Genomic DNA, 21,518 nt, shown 5'->3' with positions numbered 1-21,518 from the left:
GATGAGCCTCACGGACGTCGTCACGACGCTGTTCGTGCTGTTTTGCAGGATAGGCGCCTGCATCATGACCATACCTGGATTTTCCAGCCAGCGGGTTCCCGTGCGTGCGCGGCTCTATACTGCGATCGCCGTTACGCTCGCGCTGGCTCCGGCGCTTTCGGAGGCCGTGGCGCCCGTCGTGGTCGAAGCGACGCCGGCAGGCGTGCTGTTCGTGCTGCTCGGTGAGCTCTTCATCGGCGCGCTGATCGGCTCGATGGCGCGCCTTTTCTTCTTTGCGCTGGAGACAATGACCACAGCGGCGGCGATGACGACGGGCCTCGGCAACATATTGGGAGCTTCGGTGGAGGAGGCGGAGCAGCTTCCGGCGATGAGCTCGTTCATTATGCTCGGAGCCACGACTCTCGTCTTCGTGCTCGACCAGCATTGGGAAATGATCCGCGGGCTATTCGCATCTTATACAGCGATACCAGTCAGGGATGGAATAGCGACGGATGGAATGTTGCGGGAGTATATGAAGGCTCTGTCGCAGGCGTTCCTTCTCGCGCTGCGGATCAGCAGCCCGTTTCTGCTGTTTGGATTTATCGTGAATCTCGCTTTCGGCTTCCTCAATCGAATGTCTCCATCCGTGCCGGTGTATTTCGTTTCGACGCCTCTGCTGATCGCGCTCGGCATTTATTGGTTTTATGTGATGGCGGACGATTTCTTCACGGCATTCACTTCGGCGTTCGGCGCTTGGCTCTTGTCGGGATAAGGGCGATGAATTGGAAAAATCAACGACGAATTCTCGCGGTGCATGAGCAGCTGCATCGCATAGAGGTCGGGAGATTGTCGCGGCTTGAACGCAAGGCGCGGGAATTGAAGGATGAGGAGGCGCGTATTGTCGAATGTCTCGACGGCAATCGAAACTTGATCGCGCTTTTTCCGGAAGTCGTTCTGCAACGCCTGAAGGCCAACATCCGTCAGCAACAGGATCTGCGCAATGAGGTCGATCGGCAGACTGAGGTCACGTTGGAGCAGGCCAAGCGCGTGAAGCAGGCGGAGCGGCTCGTCGCGGATGCACAGATGGAGCGAGACCGTATCATGGAACTCGAGGAGCTTCATGAGGTCATCGAACATTACGCGACGCAGCGCGACTTCAGCGCGCCGTAAGTCTTCTCATATATGAGATCCGACGTCGAAGGATTGGAGATCCATGTCGATCTTTCCCGCTACCGACCTCGTGACCGAAGTCGCCAAGGCTGCGGAGCCCGCGCGTCGCAATGCGGCCGTGGCGCGCCTCAGCGAGATTTCCAACGCGACGCCGAATTCGGTCGACGGTTTCGCGACGCTCGTCGCCGATCGTCGTGATGCGCCTTCGACGGCGACAATCACTGCAAGGCCGGTCATGATCGATGCCGCCGCGACGACCTCGCGCGACATTCGTTCAGCCGACGCGACACAGAAATTCGAGGCCTTCATAATTCAATCCTCGCTCGAGGCGATTCTTCCGAAGTCGGAAGGAGGATTTTTTGGTCGCGGAACGGCGGGCGACGTCTGGCGGTCCATGATCGCGGAACAAATCGGCGATCAGATCGCGAAGGCGGGCGGACTCGGTCTACGCAAGCTGCTCGATCACGATTTAGCGTTGCGGGCGGAAAGAACGAAAACTTCGTGAGTGCGTTGACGACTAGGGTCGGGACGCGATTCGAATGGATCAAGGAAATGGCTGGGCATCGGCATAGCGAAGAAAAAGTTAGCGGAGCGGGTTTTCGGAACGACCACGCTCAGGAGGCGAGGCGCGCGGCCTTCATCGGCTGCGTGGATCGGTTGACGCGCGTCATCGAGCGCGAGAGCGACGCGCTGCGATCGCGCGCCAACGTGGACTTCGAGGACTTCAATGCGCGCAAGACTCACGCGCTTTTGGAATTCTCGCGTGCGTCGCGCGCCTATTCGGCGCCGCGTTCCTCGGCGATCGAAGCGAAGATCGAAAGCCTGCGCTCCACGCTCGTCGAGAATGGGAAGCTGCTGGAACACCGCCTGCGCGCTATGAGAGAGATCGCGGGCATAATGATCTGCACGATCGAAATGTCGGAGTCCGACGGAACCTATTCCACAAGGTCGTCGGCGGAACGTTGAAATTGGAGCCCCGTCGATGATGCGTATGGTGTTGATCGGAATTTGGGCCTGTGTGGTTACGCTGGCTTCGACCTTCGGCGCGTCCTACTGGAAATCCCATCACAGCGCGCCGGCGGAGCCCGCGGCGCATGTCGAAAAGCTCGAAGTCAAAAAGGTCAAGCCGATCACGGTTCCGATTATTTCGGACGGAATGCTGAAAGGCTATATTTCCGCCGAATTCGCTTATGTCGTGGAAGCCTCGAACACGTCGCACGGCAGTGGAGGCGGCGCGGTCGATGCGGACAGCTATGTGATGGATGAAGCGTTTCGCCGCCTCTATGCCGATAATAGCCTCGATTTTCGACGAATCGAAAAATACGATCTCAATTCGTTGACCAGGGAACTCACCAAGAGCATCAATCAGCGCCTCGGCGCGGAACTCGTTCGCGAGACACTGGTCAAAAGCTTCGCCTTTGTCCCGAAGGACGATATCCCACACTAGAACCAAACGAAAGCAGGCTCGGCCGGCGAAACGCCGGCCGAGCCTTCAGGGTGACGACTTTCGAAAAGACGCTTCAACCGACGAGCATATAGCCGAGGAAGCGTTGAGAATCGATCGGATCATAGCCGAGGCGGGCGCGCAGCTTCTTACGCAGCTTGCTCACATGGCTTTCGACGACATTCTCTTCGACGACATCGTCGAAGAGCCCGTAGACGGCGTTGAAGATCTGCGACTTGGTCAGACGGCGTCCGCGATTCATCACGAAATACTCGAGAATTCTGCGTTCACGGCGCGGCAGGTTGAAAGCTTCGCCGCGCACCAGCGGATCTCGGCCGTCGAAGAACACCTGCATCGGTCCCACGACCGCATGATCGCGACGCGTTTCTGCGCGGCGCCGAATGGCGTAGACGCGCGCGAGAATCTCTTTCACATGAATCGGCTTGCGCACGACATCGTCGACGCCGGCCGTGAACAGTCCCAGCGTCTGCTCGAGCGACGGCGCCTCGTTCATCGCGATCACGGGAGCTTGGGAGCGTTTGCGAATGAGCTTCGGCAGCTCTTCGCGCTCCGGGCATTCTCCGATCAAAAAGGCTTCGACGGCGAGCATGTCCGTCTCGACGGCGGAGTCGACCCAATCGATGAATTGCCCGGAACAGAACCCCGCCGAGGAGATTCCCTCCTGGCCGAAGTGGCGCGCATACCCACTCGTCACCAGTTCACGCTCATCGACGATTATGAACATTGCCGTCCCCTTGACATGCGTCTCGCCCTGGCAATCTGCGCGAATCACTATAGCGACTACTTAGCCGCATCGATTCCGCGGCGTCAACGAAATAGTAACCAAATAAAGCGATGCTTCTTTTACGAGCGCGAGTCCGCGCCGCGCTCGTCGATCTGGCGCGGTGCAAGCCACACGCAAGGTGGATCGGGCAGCCTGTGCTCCGTCAAAGATCGACGTCGAGCCAAGCCAATGTCAAATTTGCGAAAGGCGCTTCCGCTCGTCGTGGCGACAGCGTTCGTTTCCTGCGCCTTCGCCATCGGGGCGGAGCAGAAAAAGGCGGAGCCGAGCGCCAAAGAGGAGGCGCCGCGCGTGCGCGAAGCGCGCGTCGCGCCGCCGCCGTCCGATGCGCGTCAATATTGCGCCGACGTCGCAGCCGCTGCGGGCGCGGCTCGCAATGCGCGGCAGGAGAAGGAGCTACTCGACATAGAGCAGCGAATCGCCAGGCGGACCGCCGATCTCGAAGCCAAACGCGCCGAGCTGCAGGAGGTTCTGGATCGCTATGACACGCTGCTCAAGCAGACCGATGAGCGGCTGGTGTCTATATATGGACGTATGCGGCCGGAAGCCGCCGCGGCGCAATTCGCCAATATGGAAGAAGACATGGCGGCGGCCATGCTGATGCGGCTGCAACCCAAGCAGTCCAGCGCGATTCTCAACGAGATGGAGGCGTCCCGCGCGGTCCTGCTGACCAAAAAGGTGGCCTCATTGTCGAGTCTCGTCGGCGGCGGAAAGAAGCAATGAAGAGACTGGGTATGGCGATCGGTTCGGTTCTTGCGCTCGCCGGATGCGCCACCGACCCGCGCGACATAGGGCGTGAGCCGCATATGAGTCCCGTCGGCAGCGGTCTGTCGTCCTATGACGATCAGCTGCCGACGGGCGCAACGCGGCCGCCGGCGCTCGGGCCGCAAATGCGCCTCGACGACAACCGAGTCAATCTCTATCGCGATGTTCGGGCGATGGCGGTCGGCGATGTCGTGACTGTCAATATTTCGATGGACGACAAGGCCGTGCTCGGCAATTCGACGGATCGCTCGCGCGATGCCAAGGTCAAGACGACGTGGTCGTTTCTGTTCGATTTCCTCGCCGGCGCGTCTTCGACGCCGCCCGAACGAAAATGGACGGGTTCGGTCAATAATGATCTGCAGTCGAGCAGCTCGACTCAAGGGCAGGGGTCGATCAATCGGTCGGAGCAGATTCGCCTGTCGGTCGCCGCGGTCGTCACTGCGGTTCTGCCCAATGGCAATCTCATGCTGCGCGGATCGCAGGAGATTCGCGTCAACTACGAGCTGCGCGTGCTGACGATCGCCGGCATTGCGCGACCGCGCGACATCGGCAAGGACAATACGATCTCTTACGACAAAATCGCCGAGGCGCGCGTCTCCTATGGCGGACGCGGCAGATTGTCGGAGGTCCAGCAGCCCGCATGGGGCCAGCAGGCCTATGACATATTCGCGCCGTTCTGAGACAGGGAGGGGAATTTGGCCGCGCCGCCTGCCTCCACCACCGCCGCCGATTCACAATCGTCCTCCTCTGGGCAGCTGGCGCTCGCGCTCATCGTGGCGACGGCGCTGGGCGCCGGCGGAGGCGGCTTTCTCGGCTTTACGCTGACGGGCGATCCGGCGGCGACCGCCAAATCGCCGGCGGTGGAGCCGCAGCATGAGTCCTCGGCGCCGAAAAAGAGCGCCGAGCCGGCGGATAAGGGACATGGCGGCGGACATGGCGCCGTGGCGCAGAGCGATGGCGGGAAAGATGGGGCGGGGCAGGCGAAGATGAAGCTCAAGGAGCTGGCGCCGATCGTAACCAATCTGGCTTCGCCGGAAACCGGCTGGGTGCGGCTGCAGGCGTCCATCGTCTATGATTCCCAAGCCGTGCCGCAGCCCGACATATTGATCTCGCAGGTGACCGCGGACATTGTCGCTTTTTTGCGGACGATGACGCTCACCTCGCTCGAGGGCTCCGACGGCCTGCGACGGCTGCATGAAGATCTGACAGATCGGGCGGCGATCCGTTCCGAGGGACATATTCAGGAGGTCATTATTCAAGCGCTGGTCGTTCAATGAAGCGCGCGGCTGCGATTCTCATTCTTCTGCTCGCGCCGACGGCCGTCTTTGCGCAGGGGCTCGATCTCAACGCTCTGCTGCCTTCCGGAGGGGGCTCGGCGAGCGGGAGGATCGTGCAGCTCCTCGTGATATTGACGGTCCTCTCCATTGCTCCCGGTCTGCTCATAATGGTGACGAGCTTCACTCGCTTCGCCATTGCGCTGTCGTTTCTGCGTAGCGGACTGGGGCTGCAGAGCACGCCGGCCAATCTCGTTCTCATCAGCCTCGCCTTGTTCATGACCTTCTACGTCATGGCGCCGACCTTCGACGCGGCCTGGAAGGACGGACTTAAGCCATTGATGGACAATAAAATCACCGAGGTCGAGGCGTTCGAGAAGATTTCGCAGCCGTTCCGACGCTTCATGATCGCCAATGTCCGCGACAAGGACATCAAGCTGTTCGAGAATCTCACCAAGGACAAAGCGCCCACCGCCGACTATGACAAGCTCGGACTTCAAGTGCTCGCCCCGGCCTTCATGATTTCGGAGCTGCGCCGCGGCTTCGAGATCGGGTTTCTCATCGTCCTGCCATTTCTCGTCATCGATATGATCGTCGCCGTCATTACAATGTCGATGGGCATGATGATGCTGCCGCCGACAGCCATTTCGCTTCCCATAAAAGTGCTGTTCTTCATTTTGATCGACGGGTGGAATCTACTCGTCGGCAGCCTTATTCGATCCTATTCATAGGCGCGCGCGCTGCGCCCGGCTCCGCCAGCACAACTCTCTGTTAGGCCTTCATTAATCGCATTTTCTGCGAATTGTGGCGGTCCTTCGCCTCGCGTGTAATATCCGATTGTCCGGCGCGGCCTTGCGAGACCGCAGACGCGCCGTCGACAGAGTTCTTCGGATAGGGCGAGGGCGCCCAAGGCATGATGCCGCTTCCGTCGAGCCGGTGAATTTCCGGGATGTCGCGTTCACCTCATCCAAGGATCGACGAGTCATGTCCAGCATTCTGACCAACGCCTCCGCCATTACCGCTCTCCAGTCGCTGCGCTCGGTCCAGTCGTCTCTCGCTTCGACGCAGAAGGAGATTTCGACCGGCCTGAAGATTTCCTCGGCCACGGACAACGCCTCCACCTGGTCGATCGCCCAGACGATGAAATCGGACCAGGGCGTTCTCTCCACTATCACCGACTCGCTGTCGGTCAGCTCCTCGGTGCTGAATGTCGCCACCGCGGCGGTGACCAACGCCATTTCGGTGATCAACAACATCAAATCCGCGGTCGCGCAGGCCGCTCAGCCCGGCGCCGACACGGCCAAGATCGGCACCAGCCTCACCGGCCTCAGCGACCAGCTCAAGAGCATCGTCACCTCGGCGAACTTCAACGGCTTGAACCTGCTCGATGGCTCGCGCAGCACTTTCAACTCCATCGCGTCCTATAGCGACGGATCCGGCACTGCGGCTTCGTCCCTGAACACGATCGACCTCAACGCCACCGCTCTGATCGGCGGCGGCGGGGCCTCGCCCGTGGTCGCGGCCGGCGCCGGCATATTGGAGGTCGCTCAGGCCACCGGCGCCACGGCGGCGACGGACTTCACGAGCCTTTCCTCGTCGGATGTCTCTTCCAGCGCGACGATTACGGACACTCTGTCCAACGCCGACAAGGCGATTGCCGATCTCACGAAATACGCCTCGCAGATCGGCGCCACGCAGAGCAGCGTCAATGGTCAGGCCGCCTTCGTCAAGACGCTGAACGAAAGCCTCACGGCGGGCGTCAGCTCGCTGGTCGACGCCGACATGAACGAGGCCTCGACCCGCCTGCAGGCTCTGCAGACGCAGCAGCAGCTCGGCGTCCAGTCGCTGTCGATCGCCAATCAGAACAGCCAGATCATCCTGCGCCTGTTCCAGTAATCCGTCGCCTTCCTACATCTCCTCAATTCATTGGAAGCCGCGCCCTTCGGGGCGCGGCTTTTTGTCGTTTGCGCAGGGTGAAGGCTCCGCTCGCTTAGACCTTTGTTAAGGTTATCTAGTTAGGTTAACGATCGTGCAGGCTGTGCTGTAGCCGTCGAGACCGCGCTGGTTTCGATGCGTCGTCGAGCGGATCGGCTCCCGCGATGCGCCGGCGCTCCGCCGTTGACTGCTTCGGATAGGGCTCGTGAGCCCAAAGGCATGATGCCGTTTCCGTCGAGCCGGTGAAATTCCGGGATGCCTTTCGTCACTAGTTCCACCCCAAAAGGGATCGATGAGTCATGTCCAGCATTCTCACTAACGCCTCGGCTATCACGGCCCTTCAATCGCTTCGCTCGACGCAGCAAGCGCTCGCGAGCACGCAGAAGGAAGTCTCGACCGGTCTCAAGATTTCGAGCGCCACCGATAACGCCTCCACCTGGTCGATCGCCGAGACGATGAAGTCCGATCAGGGCGTGCTGTCGACGATCGGCGATTCGATGTCGGTGAGTTCGTCCCTTCTCAACATCGCTCAGACCGCCGTCACCAATGCGATCTCCGTGCTCAACAACATCAAATCGGCGGTGGCGCAGGCGGCGCAGCCCGGCGCCGATACGGCCAAGATCGGCACGAGCCTCACCGGCCTCAGCAATCAGCTCCGAAGCATCGTCACCTCGGCGAGCTTCAACGGGCTCAATATCCTCGACGGCTCGCAATCCTCCTTCGCCTTCATCGCCTCCTACACAGATGGCGGCGGCGCGACGGCCTCGGCTCTCAACACGATCGATCTCACCGCGACTGCGCTGATCGGCGGCGGCGGCGCTTCGCCCGCTGTCGCGGCCGGCGCCGGCATTCTCGAAGCCGCTCAGGGCACGGGAGCGTCGGCTGCGACGGATTTCACCAATTTGTCGATAACGGACGTCGCCTCGAGCTCGGTTCTCGGAGATACGTTGACCAACGCCGACAAGGTGATCTCCGATCTCACCAAATACGGCGCCCAGATCGGCGCGACGCAGACGACGATCACCGGCCAAGCGGCCTTCGTGAAGACGCTGAACGAAGCGCTCACCAATGGCGTGAGCTCGCTGGTCGACGCCGATATGAACGAGGCGTCGACGCGCCTGCAGGCGCTACAGACGCAGCAGCAGCTCGGTGTTCAGTCCCTGTCGATCGCAAACCAGAACAGCCAGATCATCCTCAAGCTCTTCCAGTGACCGCTGGCGAGCATTCGAGCGAGGGCCTTGCCGCGGCCGGCGAGGCCCTCGCTCCTTTCAGGTGAGACGCTCGGCAAAGTTCGCACAAGCCACAGGCGGCACATTGGGCCATCACATCGCGTCAACCCGATGAAACGCCCCAATGGACCGCCTAAATCAGCTGCGAGACAATCTGCTCGGACTTGGTCCCCGCAAGCTCGCGGCCCTCGCCATGATCTTCGTCCTCGTCCTGGCGGTGACCGGGGTCGGGGCCTACTATCTTTCGCGTCCGAATTTCGAAGTGCTCTATGCGGGCCTCGATCGCGAGGATGTGAGCCGTATCGGGGCCGCATTGAAGTCGAGCGGCATTCCTTTCGATATCAATCCCGAGGGCAATGCCGTCTCCGTCCATTATGGTCAGACTGCGCCGGCGCGCATGATGCTCGCCGAACGCGGCCTTCCGCAGAGCGCAAATGCGGGCTACGAGCTCTTCGACAAGGTCGGATCGCTCGGCCTCACTTCTTTCATGCAAGAGGTCACGCGCATTCGCGCGCTCGAGGGCGAACTCGCCCGCACCATTCAGCTGATTCGCGGAGTGAAGGCGGCGCGCGTCCATATCGTCCTCGCCGACGAGGGCTCCTTCCGCCGCGCCAAGCAGCCGCCCTCCGCCTCCGTCGTGATTCGTACCGAGAGTCCGGACGATTCGAAGGCGGCGCACGCTATACGCCATCTTGTCGCCGCCTCCATTCCCGGCATGTCGGTCGATCAGGTGACGGTGCTCAACACCGACGGAATGCTACTCACCACTTCCGCCGGCGACGAGAACGACGCCGTGCCGAGCAAGACGCTGACGCTGGAGCGCACGGTCGCCAAGGACATTCAGGACAATATCCGTCGCACGCTGACGCCCTATCTGCGCATGTCTAATTTCCAGGTCAGCGTGCGAACGCGCATCAACACCGATCGCAAGCAGACAAATGAGACGATCTTCGATCCCGAATCGCGGGTCGAGCGATCGGTGCGCGTCGTCAAGGAGAACTCGACGTCGCAGAACAACAGCACCACCGGCGCCGCCGGCGCGGACCGCAACATTCCGCAGGACAACAAGCCATCCGCCTCCGAGGGAAAGCAGTCCAACGACGAGAACAAGAAAAACGAAGAGCTCACCAATTTCGAGCTCTCGTCCAAGACGATCACCACGGTGAGCGGCGGCTATACGGTGGAAGGCATTTCGATCGCGGTGCTGGTCAATCGCGCGAGCCTCGGCGGGCCGGGCAAAGACGGACCCAAGCCTGAAGCCATCGAGCGACAGATCAAGGAGATCGAGCAATTGGTCTCCACCGCGGCCGGCCTGCGCAAGGAGCGTGGCGACACTGTCAAGGTCTCGGCCGTCGACTTCATGCCGAATGAGAACGACATGGGCCCGGTCGAGGCGCCGGGCTGGGCCGACGCGCTCACCCACCAGCTCGGCTCGGTCATCAACGCCTTTGCGCTGATCGCCGTCACTGTGATGCTCGTCGTTTTCGGTCTGCGTCCGGCGTCGCGCGCTTTGCTCGCCGAGACGCCGGCGACGGCTCTCGCCCAAGATGCCGCGCCAATGCTCGATATGGATAATGCGGTGGAGCTGCCCTTCACGCCGCTCGAAGCGCCGGAATTCACAATGGCCGCGGCCGTCGACACAGGTCTCATCGAAGACATCGCCGATCACGGAAAATTCACTCAGCAGAAACGGCTCGAGCAGCTGATCGAAGCCGATGAGATGCAGGCTGTAGCGATATTGAAGCAATGGATGTATGCGGAGGGACGCGTCTGATGGCGCGCTCGGTCGCCTTTTATCTCCCGCGCTTCGACGAGCCGCCGACGATCATCGCGCCCGAACCGCCTCCGCTCGCGCTCGCGCTAGAGGTCGTAGAGCCGGAGCCGGAGCTCGAAATCCCAGAGGCCGAGCCGGAAGATTTGTGGCCGCGGCTGACCGATGAGCTGCGGGAGCAATTGCTCGAGGAGGGGCGAGCGGCCGCCGAGCTCCAATTCGATGAAGAAATCGAGCGCGAGCGCGCAACCTTCGCCCAGCGCTTGGAGGAGGAGCGTCGCCGCTGGTCGCGTGAGGAAGGCGAAAAGCTCGCTCGCGATTTTCGAGACGCGTTGAGCCGTTTCTCCGCGCGCATCGGCGATGATGTCGAGCACATACTCGAGCCTTTCGTGGTGCGCGAAATCCGAGAGCGGATGCTGGCCGGCCTCATAGAGACATTACGAGTCTTGATCGCGGATCGCGAAAATCCAGTGGTCCATCTGAGCGGGCCCGTGGATTTGCTCGAAGCAATCTGCACGAAATTGCATAGCGAGGATATCGCCACCAAGATCGACGACGTCACAGGCGTCGACGTGCGCGCGCGCCTCGATGCGACGACGATCGAAACCCGCCTCGGCGACTGGATGGCGCAGCTGCGCGAAGAGGACGACGCCGCATGAGCGATCACGAGGAAAGCGAGATCATCTTCATCCGCAAGAAGCACGGGGAGGAGGAGGAGGGTCATCACGGCGGCGTCTGGAAGCTCGCCTTCGCCGATTTCATGACCGCAATGATGGCCTTCTTTCTGGTTATGTGGCTCATCAATTCGACCTCGAAGGAAACCAAGGCGGCGATCGTTCAATATTTCAATCCCGTGCAGCTCATCGACTCTAATCCGGCGCATAAGGGATTGCGGGATCCGGCCGAGGCCGGCCAGGGCAAGAGCCAGCAGTCCAGCACTGCGCCGGACCAGGGCGCGATCGCTTCCGCGCCCCCCGGTCCCGCAGAGAAGGGCAGTCCGCAGCGAGAGGCTGCGCTCCTCTATGACCCGATGTCGACGCTCGATGAGATCGACCGCAAATCACCACTGGCTTCGTCCTTCGGCGATCCTTTCGATCGCAGCGCGCATGGCGTCGGCTATGTAGAAGAGCGCATCGAGGACAATGGATCGCCCGATAAATCGATATCCGCCGAGCCTGTGGAGGCGCCGCGCCCGAAGCCCGCTGCTTCGACTCCGCGCGGCGGCTCCAAATCCTCGGCGCTTTCGCAACGCGCGGCGCTCGCAGCGCCGCCGTCCGTCGATGACAAGAAGGGCGAAGCCGCTGCGGCGGGCATGAGGGCCGCGGTCGAAAAGGTCGTCAAGGCCGAGGCCGCCGCTCTGCGCGACATGCCGCATGTCGAAGTGACCGAGACTCAGGAGGGGGTGCTCATCAGCCTCACCGACGACGCTAATTTTTCCATGTTCGCGGTGGGCTCGGTCGAGCCCCGGCCGCAGGCAGTGCGCATCATCGGAAAGATCGGCCAGCTCTTGGCCAAGCAGAGCGGCGAAATCGAGCTGCGCGGACATACGGACGGGCGATCGTATAAATCGGCCGCCTATGACAATTGGCGACTCTCCTCCGATCGCGCCAATATGGCTTATTACATGCTCGTGCGGGGCGGGCTCCCGGAAAAGCGCGTGGTGAAGATCGCGGGCTACGCCGACCGTCGGCCGAAGACCCCCAAAGAGCCGCTCGCGGCGGTCAATCGCCGTATCGAAATTTTGCTCCGCAGGAGCGATCGTTGAGGACCTCTGCGCGCGCAATTCTCGCCGCCGGCTTGATACTTGGTCTCTCATTCTGCGCCGATGCAGGCGAGCTCACCGAGCAGGTGCGTGCGCTCAACACGCTGCAAGGGGCGATGGTGCAGGGCGCCGCCGGCGCCCGCGGCGCGATTCCCGCGCAGATCGAGCGGATCGAGCAGCTCGTCTCCTCTCTCGACGCCGAATCTTGGAAGGAAAGAAGCAATTCCGCCGCCGCGGCCATTTTTCTCTTTTGCGGAGGGCCATCCCGGACGATTCGTAAGGTTCTCGATGCGCAGCTCGTTCCTGCCGCCGACACGCCGCTGGTCGCCGGCGCGGTCGCCTATGCGGAAGGACGTAACGCGGAGGCCGCCAAGCTACTGACGCCGATCGACGCACGCTCGCTCGGCGACACGCTCGCCGCGCATCTCGCTTTGATCCAGGGCGGATTGTTGATTGCGACGGACAGAGCAAAGGCGCGCGATCTGTTCGATCTTTCGCGTCTGCTGATGCCGAGCTCGCTCGTTGAAGAAGCGGCGTTGCGTCGCGAGATGTCGATTGTCGACGCGGCCAAGGACCCGGTGAAATTTCTGGTGCTCGGACGCCGCTATGGCGCGCAATATGCGAAGTCGCCGTTCGCCCGCAATTATTGGGACGAGATGCGCGCCGCGACCTTGCGCGCAGCCGCGATCGGCGACAATTCCCGCTTGGGAGAGTTTCGAGCGTTGCTGAAAGGAGCCTCGCCTGCTTTGCGCTTCGAGACCCATATGGGAGTCGCGCGTCAGGCTATTCTGAGCGGCCGCGTCGCGCTGGCGACGACCGAGACGCAATATGCAGGACCGCTCGCCGATTCTCCGGTCGGGCGTGCGCGCGTCGAGCTCTACCGCGCTGCGCTCGCCGGTCTCGCTGGCGATTTCGAGACAGCGGAAGTGGAGTTCGAAAAAATAGATCCGAAAATGCTGCCGGCGGCCGACGTCGAGGTCCGCGATATCGTGACCGCCGCGATCAGCCGGCTTCGAGGCGAGTCGGAGGGCGTTTCCTCCGCCGCGCCGACAGCGCCGGCCCTCGAGGCGGCGCGTCCCGAATCGACGATCGAACGCGGCGCGCAACAGGCATTGAGCGACGCCGATGCGTTGCTCCAGCGGGCGACGCGCCGATGAGCTTCGACGCTCTATTCCCCAATTTGCCGACGGGACGTCTGCTCGGCCGCCATGCCGACGCCGCTTCGCCGGCCCCACGCGACGCCGATGGCGGCGATGCGAGTCAATTCGCGTCGCTTCTATCCGATCTCGACGAGCGAAATGCTCCCGCCGCTCGTATGGCGAAAGCCGATTCCAATGGCGCGACGACCGAGAGCGCCGACGATCGTCCCGATCGTCGGCCCGCGTCGGAAGCCGTCGCCACTGACACGGCGAGCAATGCGCCACTGCAAATGCAAGCTTTCGCGGCGGTTCCGCCTTTCGATATCGATTGGTCGCCTTCGAGCTCGCGATCGGCTCCGGCGCGATCCGACGCCGAATCCTCGACCGACGAGGTTGCGCCGACCCGCGCCGACGCGAGCGAATCCACTCTCATGGCCAGCGGCGCAGAGAGCGGCGCATCTACCGCATTTACGTCTGTCGGAGCGATAGCGCCCAATCGCATTGCTGACACGGCCGACAGGCGCACGGGAAATGATGCGCCTGTCAGGACGGCGTCGGCGACGACGAATGTCGCGACCGCGAGAGGAGGGGATGCTCTTTCCGCCGGCGATGATCGAGCCGATCTCATCACGAGGACGGATCTGCGCGGCGCATCGGCCGAGGCGGCGACGCCGACACCGACACATCGGAGCGCCGCGACGCTCGAGCGCAAATCGTTCATGGCGACGGCGTCCATTGATGCCGCTGTCGGCCCAAATGTGAAGATGGCGATTGGCCCGACTCCGCATTCCTACGAGCGATCCGTGCGAGCCACAGAGTATCCGTACGCCATCGACGTTGGAGCAGCGGATCGAGAAGCGATCGCCAGCGCGTCGCCGGGAAGGATCGCGGCCTCGCTGTCCGCTGCGATGGAAACGTCGACGGACGAGACCTTCGCTCATGCGCCCGACGTCGTCGCGTGGGGCGCCGATACGCGCGCGTCGTCGCGCCATTTGCAAAGCGTCGCGGCCTTGCAGCCCTTCGATGACGCGTCCGCGCCGTCGGAGTCGTTCAATGGCGCGTCCGCGCCGGCGCGAACAACGGACAGCCTGACGCCGCGAGCGTCGAACGGCGCGATCGCTGCGGCTCGCGACGTCGACGCCTTGTCCGATCGAGCTTCGATCTCGTCGCAAGATTCGCGAGTCGCGTCGCGGATGACTCCTTTGGAGCCGGCGCGGAGGCAAGACCTCCCAGCATTGCCGTTCGAGAGCACGCCTCTGCCGTCGCAGGCCGCCAAAGACGATAGCGCGAGCGCTGCCTCTGTACGTGATTCGCGCCGCATCGCGACGTCGCAAAACAATCGACCTTCGGTCGAGACGCCGCTCGATACGGCGCAGGCCGATCCGGCCGCGCAGCCGCCGCCAGCGGCCGCTTTCTGGTCGAGCGAGCCGATGGTCGCCGCGAGCACAACCGCCGCGCCTCGATCGGCGCAGACGGCGACGGATGGTGAAGCCATGACGTCGCCCGCCACCCGGCAAACGAGATTCGAGGGCCTCGCCTCGCAATCCGAAGCGGCGTCTCCACGATTCTACGCTGCGGCATCGGCATTCGCCGTTCCGACGGGCGACGATCGCGCCTTCTCGACGCCTATCGATTCGATTGGCGTGGCGGACCGCGCCATTCTTGCTTCGCTCGGCTCCGTCGCCGTGAATCAACGTTCGACGCAAATCGGGATATCGCCTTCGCCGCGCGCGACCTCTGCGAGCGTGATCGGCGATCGTTCTTCGCGGATCGCGCGATCTGCATCCGCTGTGACAGAGATCGACGAGCTGGGCCTTTCCGAGGCGCCTTTGTCCGATTCGCCGGCGCGGCCGGAATGGCGATCGTCGGCGCAGGTCGATGACGGTCGGGCGCTCGGTTCCGCCGCATCGCGGCTCATGCAAACTCCGTCGATTCGTTCGGCTTTGGAATCGCGGCCGGCGTCATCTGTCGAAATCCATGGCGGGTCTCTCGCGACCGATGCATCTGTTGGTGCGATGAGCGTCGCGCCGAGCAATGATCGTGTGGCTACGTCATCGTCGACCGACCGCGCTTCGGGCAATGATTCGATGTCGAAGTCGTCGGACGCCGCGCAGCCGGTCTCACCGTCCCTAGCCGGTATTGCGCCGCCCATCGGCGCTCCCGGAGCGGACCCGTCGTCGGACCGTGGCCGCCAGTCCGAGCGGCGCTTTTTCGCTGAGACGAGCGACCGGCGCGGGTCGAACGTCGATGTGAGATCCGCGGCTCACGATGTGGGGAATTACGTCCAGGCGCCGACGAGCGCCTCGCCCGCGCAGCCCGACACATCGAATGTCTCGGCGCCGGAACCGATCGGAACGCTCGCAATCTTCGCCCCGTCGACGCAGCTCCCGACCGCTTTCGCAGAATTGCTCGTCCCGCAGGCGCGCAGCCTTCTCGCTTCCGCTTCGCCTGCGTCTGCGCCCGCGACAGCGGCCGCAAGCGCGGCTCCCATTGTCGAAGCGCAGCGTCATGTCGGCGCGCCGAAAATTCTGACGATCGAGCTCGAGCCCGCTTCTCTGGGCGCGGTTACGGTCAAAATGAAGCTCGCGCATTCGGGAATCGATATGCGCATCAGCGTCGAATCGCCAGAGGCGCTGCATCGGCTCGATGCGACGCGCGATCGACTCGTCGAGGCGATGCAGTCGTCTGGCTGCACGGTCGATTCCTGCACGATTCAGATCGGTCAGAACGTCGCGGTCGGCGGAGCTGCGCAAGCGGCGCCGGATAGCGGGGCCGCCTTTGCGCAATCGAGCGGAACAGGCGCCGGACGCGACGAGCAGAGCGTCGATCGACAGGGAGTGGGCCATGGCGGACAGGGCGGAGATCGCAGGCAGAGCGCCAGCGGCGAGGCGAACGATTCGACGCCGAATGGGGAGCCTCGGCGCGTCGCTGCTCGTCGCGGCGACGACGTCTATCTGTGACGCGCGCGCCGACAGCCGACCGGCCTCCAATATTTGCGAAAGGGAGATGATCCGCGCCTCCAATGAGAATGCGGTTCCTCTCGCCGTGCTCTATGCGGTGGCGCTCACCGAAACCGGCCAGAAAGACGGGCTCAACGCTTTCGCGATGAATGTCGAAGGGCGAGCGGTGTTCAGCGCGGATTTCCGCGAGGCGATGATGCTCTTTCTCGCGGCGCGGCGGTCGGGCGCCGTGCTCATCGACATCGGCTGTATGCAGGTGAACCATCACTACCATGGCGCTCGATTTGCGAGCGTGGAGGCGATGTTCGATCCGCGCACCAATGTCGATTACGCGGCGCGCTTCCTTCGAAATCTCCACAAGAGCGAAGGGAGCTGGACCGCGGCCGTCGCCCGCTATCACGCCGGCCCCAAAAATGCGCCGGCGCAAAAGAGCTACGTATGCGCAGTGATCGCGAATATGGTCGCCAGCGGTTTCGGCGCTTGGACCGACGCCTCGCGCGATTTTTGTCGTCCACGCCGCGAGTAGGCGTCACGCTGAGCGCATTCGCGCTCGGCGTCCGTCGGCTTTCGATCTTTCCGGCTCACATTTAAGCGCGGAGAGTCTCCAATCTCTCGTTTCGCCGCGCGTTTCGGCCGTGGCCGCTAGCCTGCGGCGCGATGCAGATAGGAGGCGAAGGCGTCGAATATCTTGCGCATCTGCGGCGGCTTGTAGGGAAAGACGTCGACCGGGTCCATATCGTGGACCAGTAACGTATGGTCGACCTTGAAGACGACCAACTCGCCGCTCTTCGTCTCCGCGCAATCCACTCCGAAATAGGTGAGGCCGACGCATTCGACCAGCGCTTCGAGCGTGGCCGAATGGCGCGTCACGAAATCCGTGTCGAAGGTCGCGAAGAAATGTTCTTCTTCCCGTCGCCGCCGCATGTCCGCTTCCATTCGGGCGTCGACATAAGAGCCGTTCCAGCCCTCCGACACCGCGAGGTGACAAGCGTAGGGACGACGATCGATGAACAGCAGCCGGATCTTCCGAAAGAGGCCGTCCTGTCCGCGACAGTCGACGAAAGGCGAAACGAGATAGAAGCGATCCGATCGCTTGCCGAGATAGAGGCCGAGCCCGATCGGCGTGTCGACCTTTTCCGCGCCACGCTCATTGCGCTGTTCGACGGCGCGGATGACGATCGGATAGCGCAACTCGGCGGCGCACGACTCCGCGACTGCGCACAGCTCGTCGCGTGGGACGCGGCGCAAAATCGGCGTGCGCAGGCCGGCTTCCGTGAGATTGGCGGCGAGCTCGACGGGCTCGAGCATTGAAACGCGGCCGGGCAGATTGACGACCGGCGTCGGCCAATGGGCGAGCAAATCTTCGAGTTCGGCGAGCAGGCGACGGTTCGGGCTCGTGGCGGCGATCGCGACGAAAGCGAGATCGTGATCGGGCAGCGCGCTCGGCAGCTCGCGACCGGGCATCACATAGACCATCGTCAGAGAGATGTCGGAGCCTTCCAGCAGAAACTCCAGCGGTGTGTTGGCGCCGATGTCGGAGGCGGCGACGAAGGCGAGAACGCGCAGCCGCGGATTGGCGCCGCAGCAGGTGCTGCGGAACACGCGCTGCTTGGTGAGCGCCATCGCCTGCCGCTTCAGTCCGATCGCGAGATTTCCTTCGAGCTGATCGATGACGGCGAGATCCATCAGCGCGCCGGCGTGGTCGGGATATTGCTCGCACATGCCGAGCAGGCGGCCGGCGACGCGGCTCAAATCGACGCCGGCGAAAGCGAGCCTCGTGAGCTTCGCCAAGCCGATCGGCAGCGCGTCCATGGGATCCGACGATTGGTCGATACGCATCAATTCACCGTCTGCCCGCTCCGGACTGTCGAACGGAACTCGGCCGCATCATTCGCCGTCTCGCTCTGCGGCGCCGAATTTACGCCGTCGACGCGTGTCTCGCGTCGGATGCGATAGCTAGCGGCCCAACATTTCCCGAAGCTTGTCGAATTTTAGCGAGGCGATTCAACTTCGCGCGTTTTTGAGCTATCCATATCCAGTTCATCGATTCGAGGGAGGATCGCATGGTTGACGCTCCGATATCTCGCTTTGATTCGACCCGCCGCAAGCCGCCGAGCAGGAAGCCGAAGGTCGCGTCGGCGCCTTTCGTCGCCGAGCGCCGCGCGTCGCCGCCGCGCCCCGCGCGCGAGTTCGGGGAGCTCGCGCTGCGCACGACGGGCGTCGGTCTCGCCGTCGTTTCGACGGCCTTCGCCGCTTATATGATCTCGGATGTGGAGCGTCGGCCACAATTCGCGGGCCTCGAGCATCTCGCGATCTACAGCCGCCCGACGGTCATCGCCGCAAAGCGAATCCAGACCCAGCTCGCCGATCAGCGGGGGCCGGTCGACTACACGCCGGTCGGCTCGATCGGCGAGCCGCAATCGGAGACCGGCGTTCCCGGCTTCTCTCTGCTCAGCGTGCGTTCCGGCGTCGCTTTGCTGCAGACTCCGACCGCGATCGTCAAAGTTTCGCCGGGCGATGTCGTCGAAGGGCTCGGCCGCGTCGCCGCGCTCGAGCGCCACGGAGAAAAATGGGCGCTCGTCACCGCCGGTGGCGTCATCGTCGGCGATTGATCAACGTCTCGCGGTGGCGCGCGCGATCGCCTGATCGATTTGCGCATTGAACTCCGCGAGCATTCGTTCGGCCTGCCGGGCGCGAGACTTCTCCTGCCGATCGGGATGACAAGCCCAGGCGAGCCGTCGCCGCAGCGCGCCGAGCTTTGCGGGCGAGCCTTCGGCGCGCAAGAGTTCGGCGAGAACGTCCTCGCGCTCGGGTAGCCGAGCGGGTTTGGGCTGTGACGGCGCTTCCCGCAGTTCTGCGCGATCGACGCCATAGGCGCGGCAGACGCGGGCCGCGCGATCCGCAGCGGACGGCGGCGAGGGCCGCGCCTCCTCGCGGAGAATCGCCCCGATGGGCGGCGGACGTAGAGGCCCGGCGTCGCGCTCCTTCGACCGGGACGCTTTTTCCAGGCAGTCGAGAATGGTTGTGAAATCCGTCATGGTTCCGAGCCGCAGGCAGGGCCGGGATCATGACTGTGAAGGAGTGAAAGTTTGGTTGACCGAGCGCCGTGGGCTTTTCCCACTCAGCCGTGCGCCGCGCCCTGCAGCCTGTCGGCGACCTCGCGGAAGGGGTCGACGCTGGGCGGCGATTGCGGCGACTGCGTCAGCGCGTCATAGAGTTTTGGAACGAGCTGGACCGCCTGGTCGAGCTCGGCGTCGGCTCCGCGCTGATAGCCGCCGAGCATTCGCAGATCGCGCGTATCCTCGTAGCGAGACACCAGCGCGCGCAGCTTTTGAACGAGATGCCGCTGCTCCGGCTTCCACGCGTGATGCGCGAGGCGTGATATCGAGGCTTTGAGATCGATCGCCGGGTAGCGGCCCTGTTCGGCGATGGCGCGGTCGAGCACGATATGGCCGTCGAGCGTGCCGCGCACGCAGTCGGCGATCGGATCATTGTGATTGTCGCCGTCGACGAGGACGGAATAGACGCCGGTGATCGATCCGCTCCCTTCCTCGCCGGGGCCGGCGCGCTCGAGCAGTCGTGGAATATCGGCGAATATGCTCGGCGTGTAGCCATGCGCCACCGGCGGCTCGCCAGCCGCCAGCGCCACCTCGCGCGAGGCGTGCGCGAAGCGCGTCACCGAATCGACGATGAGCAGCACATTGCGTCCCATGTCGCGAAAATATTCCGCGATCGTCGTCGCGGTGAGCGGCGCGAGACGGCGCATCATCGGGCTTTCGTCGCCGGTGGCGACGACGACGATGGCCTCGCTCGCCTGTCCGCCGAGCACTTCGTCGAGAAATTCGCGTACCTCGCGGCCGCGTTCGCCGACGAGGCAAATGACCACATTATCGAAGCCCGGCGCGCGCGCCAGCATGGCGAGCAGGGTCGATTTGCCGACGCCCGAGCCGGCGAAAATGCCGATGCGCTGTCCGGCGCAGATCGGCGTGAAGCAATCGACCGCCTTGACGCCGGTGCGCACGCCGACGTTCACCCGGGCGCGGCGCATCGCCTTGGGCGCGGCGGCGTCGACGTCGAAGGCCGAGTCGCCCTCGGACAGGGGGCCGTGCTCATCGATCGGTCGGGCGAATGCGTCGAGCACGCGTCCCGACCAGTCGAGATTGGGCGCGACCGCGATGGGGCCGGCGCGATAGGCGGGCGAATTGAGGCCGATGCGCACGCGATTGTCGAAAGATTTGACGATCGCCCCCTCTTTGCCGACGCGCACGACCTGTCCCAGCGCGCCATCCTTCGGCGCTCCTATGCGCACGCATTCGCCGAGCTCGACGAATTCGGACAGGCCGCTGACGCGGCAATACGACGGCGTCACCTCGGTCACGAGCCCGAAGACGCGTATAGGCTCGGCGCGGCGCTGATGGCGCTCGACCGCCTCACGGAGACGCTGCAGCGACGTCATGAGCCGCCGAGCGTGCGAATGGCTTCACGTTGCGAGCTGTCGAGCATATCGTTCATCGAGCTCACGCTGTCGAAGGCGCGCGACGTGGCGATCAGCTTGGCCATTTCGTGAATCGGATTGACATTGGAGCCCTCGATGAAGCCTTGCTGAACGCCATTGCGCACGAAATCCAGCACAGCGGTCGCCGGCTTGGAAGGAATGATGCTCGCGTTGGGCCCGCGCGTGAGCTCTGCGGTCTCGTCTATGGCGAAGAGGCCGACGGCGCCGATTTGGCGGCCGCTCTGCGTGATCATGCCGTCGCGCGAGATCATCGGCGGTCCGGCGGTCGGGTCGAGCACGATGGGCGAATTGCCGGCGTCGAGAATCGGAAAGCCAGAGACCGTCTGCAGATCGCCGGTCTCGTTCATGCGCATACGACCGTCGCGCGTGTAGGCGGTTCCGTCCGGCGTGCGAATGCCGAAGAAGCCCTTGCCTACTATGCCCATGTCGTAAGGGTCGCCCGTCTTGGTGAGCTCGCCCGCCGCGCGCGAGATGAAATCCTTGCCGGACGACACGTAAGCGATCTTGCTCGTATCCGTTTGGGAAACGACCTGCTGAAAGCTCACGCCCTCGGCGCGGTAGCCGGGAGTCGCCGCATTGGCGATGTTGTTGGCGAGCGTCTCCAGCCGCTTGTCGACCGAAACCTGCGCCGAAAGCGAGACGTAAAAAGCCGATTGCATGTTGCCGATATCCGTGCGCAGCGTCGCGGCGCGATTCCCGCCGCTCGTCACGCAAGCTGACCGGTTTTGCTTGCGTGAGGCTGAAAGAAAATGTCAGCTTCGCGCAAGCGAGG

At 63.2% G+C, this 21,518-nt stretch carries 24 protein-coding genes; 18 read left to right on the top strand and 6 right to left on the bottom strand.

The window, feature by feature from the left end; genetic code table 11:
- Position 1 precedes the first annotated feature (1 nt).
- From fliR to C5689_RS08475, 5 genes are all read left to right on the top strand, one after another.
- Positions 2 to 751: a flagellar biosynthetic protein FliR gene (fliR, locus tag C5689_RS08495; protein ID WP_108916841.1), complete on the top strand. Its 750-nt coding sequence runs from the start codon at positions 2 to 4 to the stop codon at positions 749 to 751.
- Between the two features lie 5 nt (positions 752 to 756).
- The gene (locus C5689_RS08490; RefSeq protein ID WP_108916840.1) at positions 757 to 1,149 is read left to right on the top strand and encodes a hypothetical protein; all 393 of its coding nucleotides are present in this window, start codon (positions 757 to 759) and stop codon (positions 1,147 to 1,149) included.
- Between the two features lie 235 nt (positions 1,150 to 1,384).
- Positions 1,385 to 1,654 (top strand): rod-binding protein, encoded by a 270-nt coding sequence (locus C5689_RS18395; protein ID WP_158271791.1) that lies wholly within the window; start codon positions 1,385 to 1,387, stop codon positions 1,652 to 1,654.
- A 47-nt stretch (positions 1,655 to 1,701) separates the two neighbouring features.
- Positions 1,702 to 2,115: a hypothetical protein gene (locus C5689_RS08480; protein WP_108916838.1), complete on the top strand. Its 414-nt coding sequence runs from the start codon at positions 1,702 to 1,704 to the stop codon at positions 2,113 to 2,115.
- 16 nt (positions 2,116 to 2,131) lie between these two features.
- On the top strand, positions 2,132 to 2,596 hold the full coding sequence (locus C5689_RS08475) for a flagellar basal body-associated protein FliL (protein ID WP_244594634.1): 465 nt from the start codon (positions 2,132 to 2,134) through the stop codon (positions 2,594 to 2,596).
- 73 nt (positions 2,597 to 2,669) lie between these two features.
- Here C5689_RS08475 and C5689_RS08470 read toward each other — a convergent pair whose 3' ends face one another.
- The gene (locus C5689_RS08470; protein WP_108916882.1) at positions 2,670 to 3,338 is read right to left on the bottom strand and encodes a response regulator transcription factor; all 669 of its coding nucleotides are present in this window, start codon (positions 3,336 to 3,338) and stop codon (positions 2,670 to 2,672) included.
- A 228-nt stretch (positions 3,339 to 3,566) separates the two neighbouring features.
- Between C5689_RS08470 and C5689_RS08465 the strand changes: the two genes are divergently transcribed.
- The 10 genes from C5689_RS08465 (at position 3,567) to C5689_RS08420 (ending at position 13,288) form a co-directional block, all read left to right on the top strand.
- Positions 3,567 to 4,118 (top strand): MotE family protein, encoded by a 552-nt coding sequence (locus C5689_RS08465; protein ID WP_108916836.1) that lies wholly within the window; start codon positions 3,567 to 3,569, stop codon positions 4,116 to 4,118.
- Complete coding sequence (gene flgH / locus C5689_RS08460; protein WP_108916835.1) at positions 4,115 to 4,840, top strand: flagellar basal body L-ring protein FlgH; 726 nt, start codon at positions 4,115 to 4,117, stop codon at positions 4,838 to 4,840. Before C5689_RS08465 ends, flgH begins: the two co-directional genes overlap by 4 nt.
- Positions 4,841 to 4,855: 15 nt before the next feature.
- A complete protein-coding gene (locus tag C5689_RS08455) occupies positions 4,856 to 5,437 on the top strand; it encodes a flagellar basal body-associated FliL family protein (RefSeq protein WP_108916834.1) in 582 nt (193 codons plus the stop codon).
- Positions 5,434 to 6,165 carry a flagellar type III secretion system pore protein FliP gene (fliP, locus tag C5689_RS08450; protein WP_108916833.1) on the top strand — a complete coding sequence of 244 codons (732 nt, stop codon included), beginning with the start codon at positions 5,434 to 5,436 and terminating at the stop codon, positions 6,163 to 6,165. Before C5689_RS08455 ends, fliP begins: the two co-directional genes overlap by 4 nt.
- A gap of 253 nt (positions 6,166 to 6,418) precedes the next feature.
- A complete protein-coding gene (locus C5689_RS08445) occupies positions 6,419 to 7,330 on the top strand; it encodes a flagellin N-terminal helical domain-containing protein (protein ID WP_108916832.1) in 912 nt (303 codons plus the stop codon).
- Between the two features lie 338 nt (positions 7,331 to 7,668).
- The gene (locus C5689_RS08440; RefSeq protein WP_108916831.1) at positions 7,669 to 8,580 is read left to right on the top strand and encodes a flagellin N-terminal helical domain-containing protein; all 912 of its coding nucleotides are present in this window, start codon (positions 7,669 to 7,671) and stop codon (positions 8,578 to 8,580) included.
- Between the two features lie 142 nt (positions 8,581 to 8,722).
- Positions 8,723 to 10,372, top strand: a complete 1,650-nt coding sequence (gene fliF, locus C5689_RS08435; protein ID WP_108916830.1) for a flagellar basal-body MS-ring/collar protein FliF — start codon at positions 8,723 to 8,725, stop codon at positions 10,370 to 10,372.
- Positions 10,372 to 11,028, top strand: coding sequence for a hypothetical protein (locus C5689_RS08430; protein WP_108916829.1), 657 nt, complete (start codon positions 10,372 to 10,374; stop codon positions 11,026 to 11,028). The genes fliF and C5689_RS08430 overlap by 1 nt, the downstream gene beginning before the upstream one ends.
- Positions 11,025 to 12,134: a flagellar motor protein MotB gene (locus C5689_RS08425; RefSeq protein ID WP_108916828.1), complete on the top strand. Its 1,110-nt coding sequence runs from the start codon at positions 11,025 to 11,027 to the stop codon at positions 12,132 to 12,134. Before C5689_RS08430 ends, C5689_RS08425 begins: the two co-directional genes overlap by 4 nt.
- Entirely contained in the window at positions 12,131 to 13,288 is a 1,158-nt protein-coding gene (locus C5689_RS08420) for a hypothetical protein (protein ID WP_108916827.1), read from the top strand. The genes C5689_RS08425 and C5689_RS08420 overlap by 4 nt, the downstream gene beginning before the upstream one ends.
- Positions 13,289 to 14,207: 919 nt before the next feature.
- Here C5689_RS08420 and C5689_RS18390 read toward each other — a convergent pair.
- Positions 14,208 to 14,717 (bottom strand): hypothetical protein, encoded by a 510-nt coding sequence (locus C5689_RS18390; protein ID WP_158271790.1) that lies wholly within the window; start codon positions 14,715 to 14,717, stop codon positions 14,208 to 14,210.
- 802 nt (positions 14,718 to 15,519) lie between these two features.
- On the opposite strand from C5689_RS18390, the gene fliK reads away from it, so the two are divergent.
- Positions 15,520 to 16,230 carry a flagellar hook-length control protein FliK gene (gene fliK / locus C5689_RS18385; protein WP_158271789.1) on the top strand — a complete coding sequence of 237 codons (711 nt, stop codon included), beginning with the start codon at positions 15,520 to 15,522 and terminating at the stop codon, positions 16,228 to 16,230.
- Positions 16,178 to 16,756, top strand: a complete 579-nt coding sequence (locus tag C5689_RS08410) for a transglycosylase SLT domain-containing protein (RefSeq protein ID WP_108916825.1) — start codon at positions 16,178 to 16,180, stop codon at positions 16,754 to 16,756. The genes fliK and C5689_RS08410 overlap by 53 nt, the downstream gene beginning before the upstream one ends.
- Positions 16,757 to 16,872: 116 nt before the next feature.
- Here the strand turns inward: C5689_RS08410 and C5689_RS08405 are convergent, their stop codons facing one another.
- Complete coding sequence (locus C5689_RS08405; RefSeq protein WP_244594640.1) at positions 16,873 to 18,069, bottom strand: ATP-grasp domain-containing protein; 1,197 nt, start codon at positions 18,067 to 18,069, stop codon at positions 16,873 to 16,875.
- A 224-nt stretch (positions 18,070 to 18,293) separates the two neighbouring features.
- On the opposite strand from C5689_RS08405, the gene C5689_RS08400 reads away from it, so the two are divergent.
- Positions 18,294 to 18,842: a hypothetical protein gene (locus tag C5689_RS08400; RefSeq protein ID WP_108916823.1), complete on the top strand. Its 549-nt coding sequence runs from the start codon at positions 18,294 to 18,296 to the stop codon at positions 18,840 to 18,842.
- Here the strand turns inward: C5689_RS08400 and C5689_RS08395 are convergent, their stop codons facing one another.
- From C5689_RS08395 to flgF, 3 genes are all read right to left on the bottom strand, one after another.
- Positions 18,843 to 19,268, bottom strand: a complete 426-nt coding sequence (locus tag C5689_RS08395) for a hypothetical protein (RefSeq protein WP_108916822.1) — start codon at positions 19,266 to 19,268, stop codon at positions 18,843 to 18,845.
- A gap of 83 nt (positions 19,269 to 19,351) precedes the next feature.
- Positions 19,352 to 20,686, bottom strand: coding sequence for a flagellar protein export ATPase FliI (fliI, locus tag C5689_RS08390; protein WP_108916821.1), 1,335 nt, complete (start codon positions 20,684 to 20,686; stop codon positions 19,352 to 19,354).
- Complete coding sequence (flgF, locus tag C5689_RS08385) at positions 20,683 to 21,405, bottom strand: flagellar basal-body rod protein FlgF (protein ID WP_108916881.1); 723 nt, start codon at positions 21,403 to 21,405, stop codon at positions 20,683 to 20,685. Before flgF ends, fliI begins: the two co-directional genes overlap by 4 nt.
- Positions 21,406 to 21,518 lie beyond the last annotated feature (113 nt).

Source organism: Methylosinus sporium (assembly GCF_003113265.1).
GTDB classification, from domain to species: Bacteria; Pseudomonadota; Alphaproteobacteria; order Rhizobiales; family Beijerinckiaceae; genus Methylosinus; species Methylosinus sporium.
The sequence above is the reverse complement of the archived record's forward strand: the minus strand, read 5'-3'. Positions and strand labels throughout refer to the sequence as shown.

What these genes read in the sequence shown, in the direction of transcription:
- fliR (WP_108916841.1), top strand. Translation starts at nt 2, where the DNA reads ATGAGCCTCACGGACGTCGTCACGACGCTGTTCGTGCTGTTTTGCAGG.
- C5689_RS08490 (WP_108916840.1), top strand. Translation starts at nt 757, where the DNA reads ATGAATTGGAAAAATCAACGACGAATTCTCGCGGTGCATGAGCAGCTG.
- C5689_RS18395 (WP_158271791.1), top strand. Translation starts at nt 1,385, where the DNA reads ATGATCGATGCCGCCGCGACGACCTCGCGCGACATTCGTTCAGCCGAC.
- C5689_RS08480 (WP_108916838.1), top strand. Translation starts at nt 1,702, where the DNA reads ATGGCTGGGCATCGGCATAGCGAAGAAAAAGTTAGCGGAGCGGGTTTT.
- C5689_RS08475 (WP_244594634.1), top strand. Translation starts at nt 2,132, where the DNA reads ATGATGCGTATGGTGTTGATCGGAATTTGGGCCTGTGTGGTTACGCTG.
- C5689_RS08470 (WP_108916882.1), bottom strand. Translation starts at nt 3,338, where the DNA reads ATGTTCATAATCGTCGATGAGCGTGAACTGGTGACGAGTGGGTATGCG.
- C5689_RS08465 (WP_108916836.1), top strand. Translation starts at nt 3,567, where the DNA reads ATGTCAAATTTGCGAAAGGCGCTTCCGCTCGTCGTGGCGACAGCGTTC.
- flgH (WP_108916835.1), top strand. Translation starts at nt 4,115, where the DNA reads ATGAAGAGACTGGGTATGGCGATCGGTTCGGTTCTTGCGCTCGCCGGA.
- fliP (WP_108916833.1), top strand. Translation starts at nt 5,434, where the DNA reads ATGAAGCGCGCGGCTGCGATTCTCATTCTTCTGCTCGCGCCGACGGCC.
- C5689_RS08445 (WP_108916832.1), top strand. Translation starts at nt 6,419, where the DNA reads ATGTCCAGCATTCTGACCAACGCCTCCGCCATTACCGCTCTCCAGTCG.
- C5689_RS08440 (WP_108916831.1), top strand. Translation starts at nt 7,669, where the DNA reads ATGTCCAGCATTCTCACTAACGCCTCGGCTATCACGGCCCTTCAATCG.
- fliF (WP_108916830.1), top strand. Translation starts at nt 8,723, where the DNA reads ATGGACCGCCTAAATCAGCTGCGAGACAATCTGCTCGGACTTGGTCCC.
- C5689_RS08430 (WP_108916829.1), top strand. Translation starts at nt 10,372, where the DNA reads ATGGCGCGCTCGGTCGCCTTTTATCTCCCGCGCTTCGACGAGCCGCCG.
- C5689_RS08425 (WP_108916828.1), top strand. Translation starts at nt 11,025, where the DNA reads ATGAGCGATCACGAGGAAAGCGAGATCATCTTCATCCGCAAGAAGCAC.
- C5689_RS08410 (WP_108916825.1), top strand. Translation starts at nt 16,178, where the DNA reads ATGGGGAGCCTCGGCGCGTCGCTGCTCGTCGCGGCGACGACGTCTATC.
- C5689_RS08405 (WP_244594640.1), bottom strand. Translation starts at nt 18,069, where the DNA reads ATGCGTATCGACCAATCGTCGGATCCCATGGACGCGCTGCCGATCGGC.
- C5689_RS08400 (WP_108916823.1), top strand. Translation starts at nt 18,294, where the DNA reads ATGGTTGACGCTCCGATATCTCGCTTTGATTCGACCCGCCGCAAGCCG.
- C5689_RS08395 (WP_108916822.1), bottom strand. Translation starts at nt 19,268, where the DNA reads ATGACGGATTTCACAACCATTCTCGACTGCCTGGAAAAAGCGTCCCGG.
- fliI (WP_108916821.1), bottom strand. Translation starts at nt 20,686, where the DNA reads ATGACGTCGCTGCAGCGTCTCCGTGAGGCGGTCGAGCGCCATCAGCGC.
- flgF (WP_108916881.1), bottom strand. Translation starts at nt 21,405, where the DNA reads ATGCAATCGGCTTTTTACGTCTCGCTTTCGGCGCAGGTTTCGGTCGAC.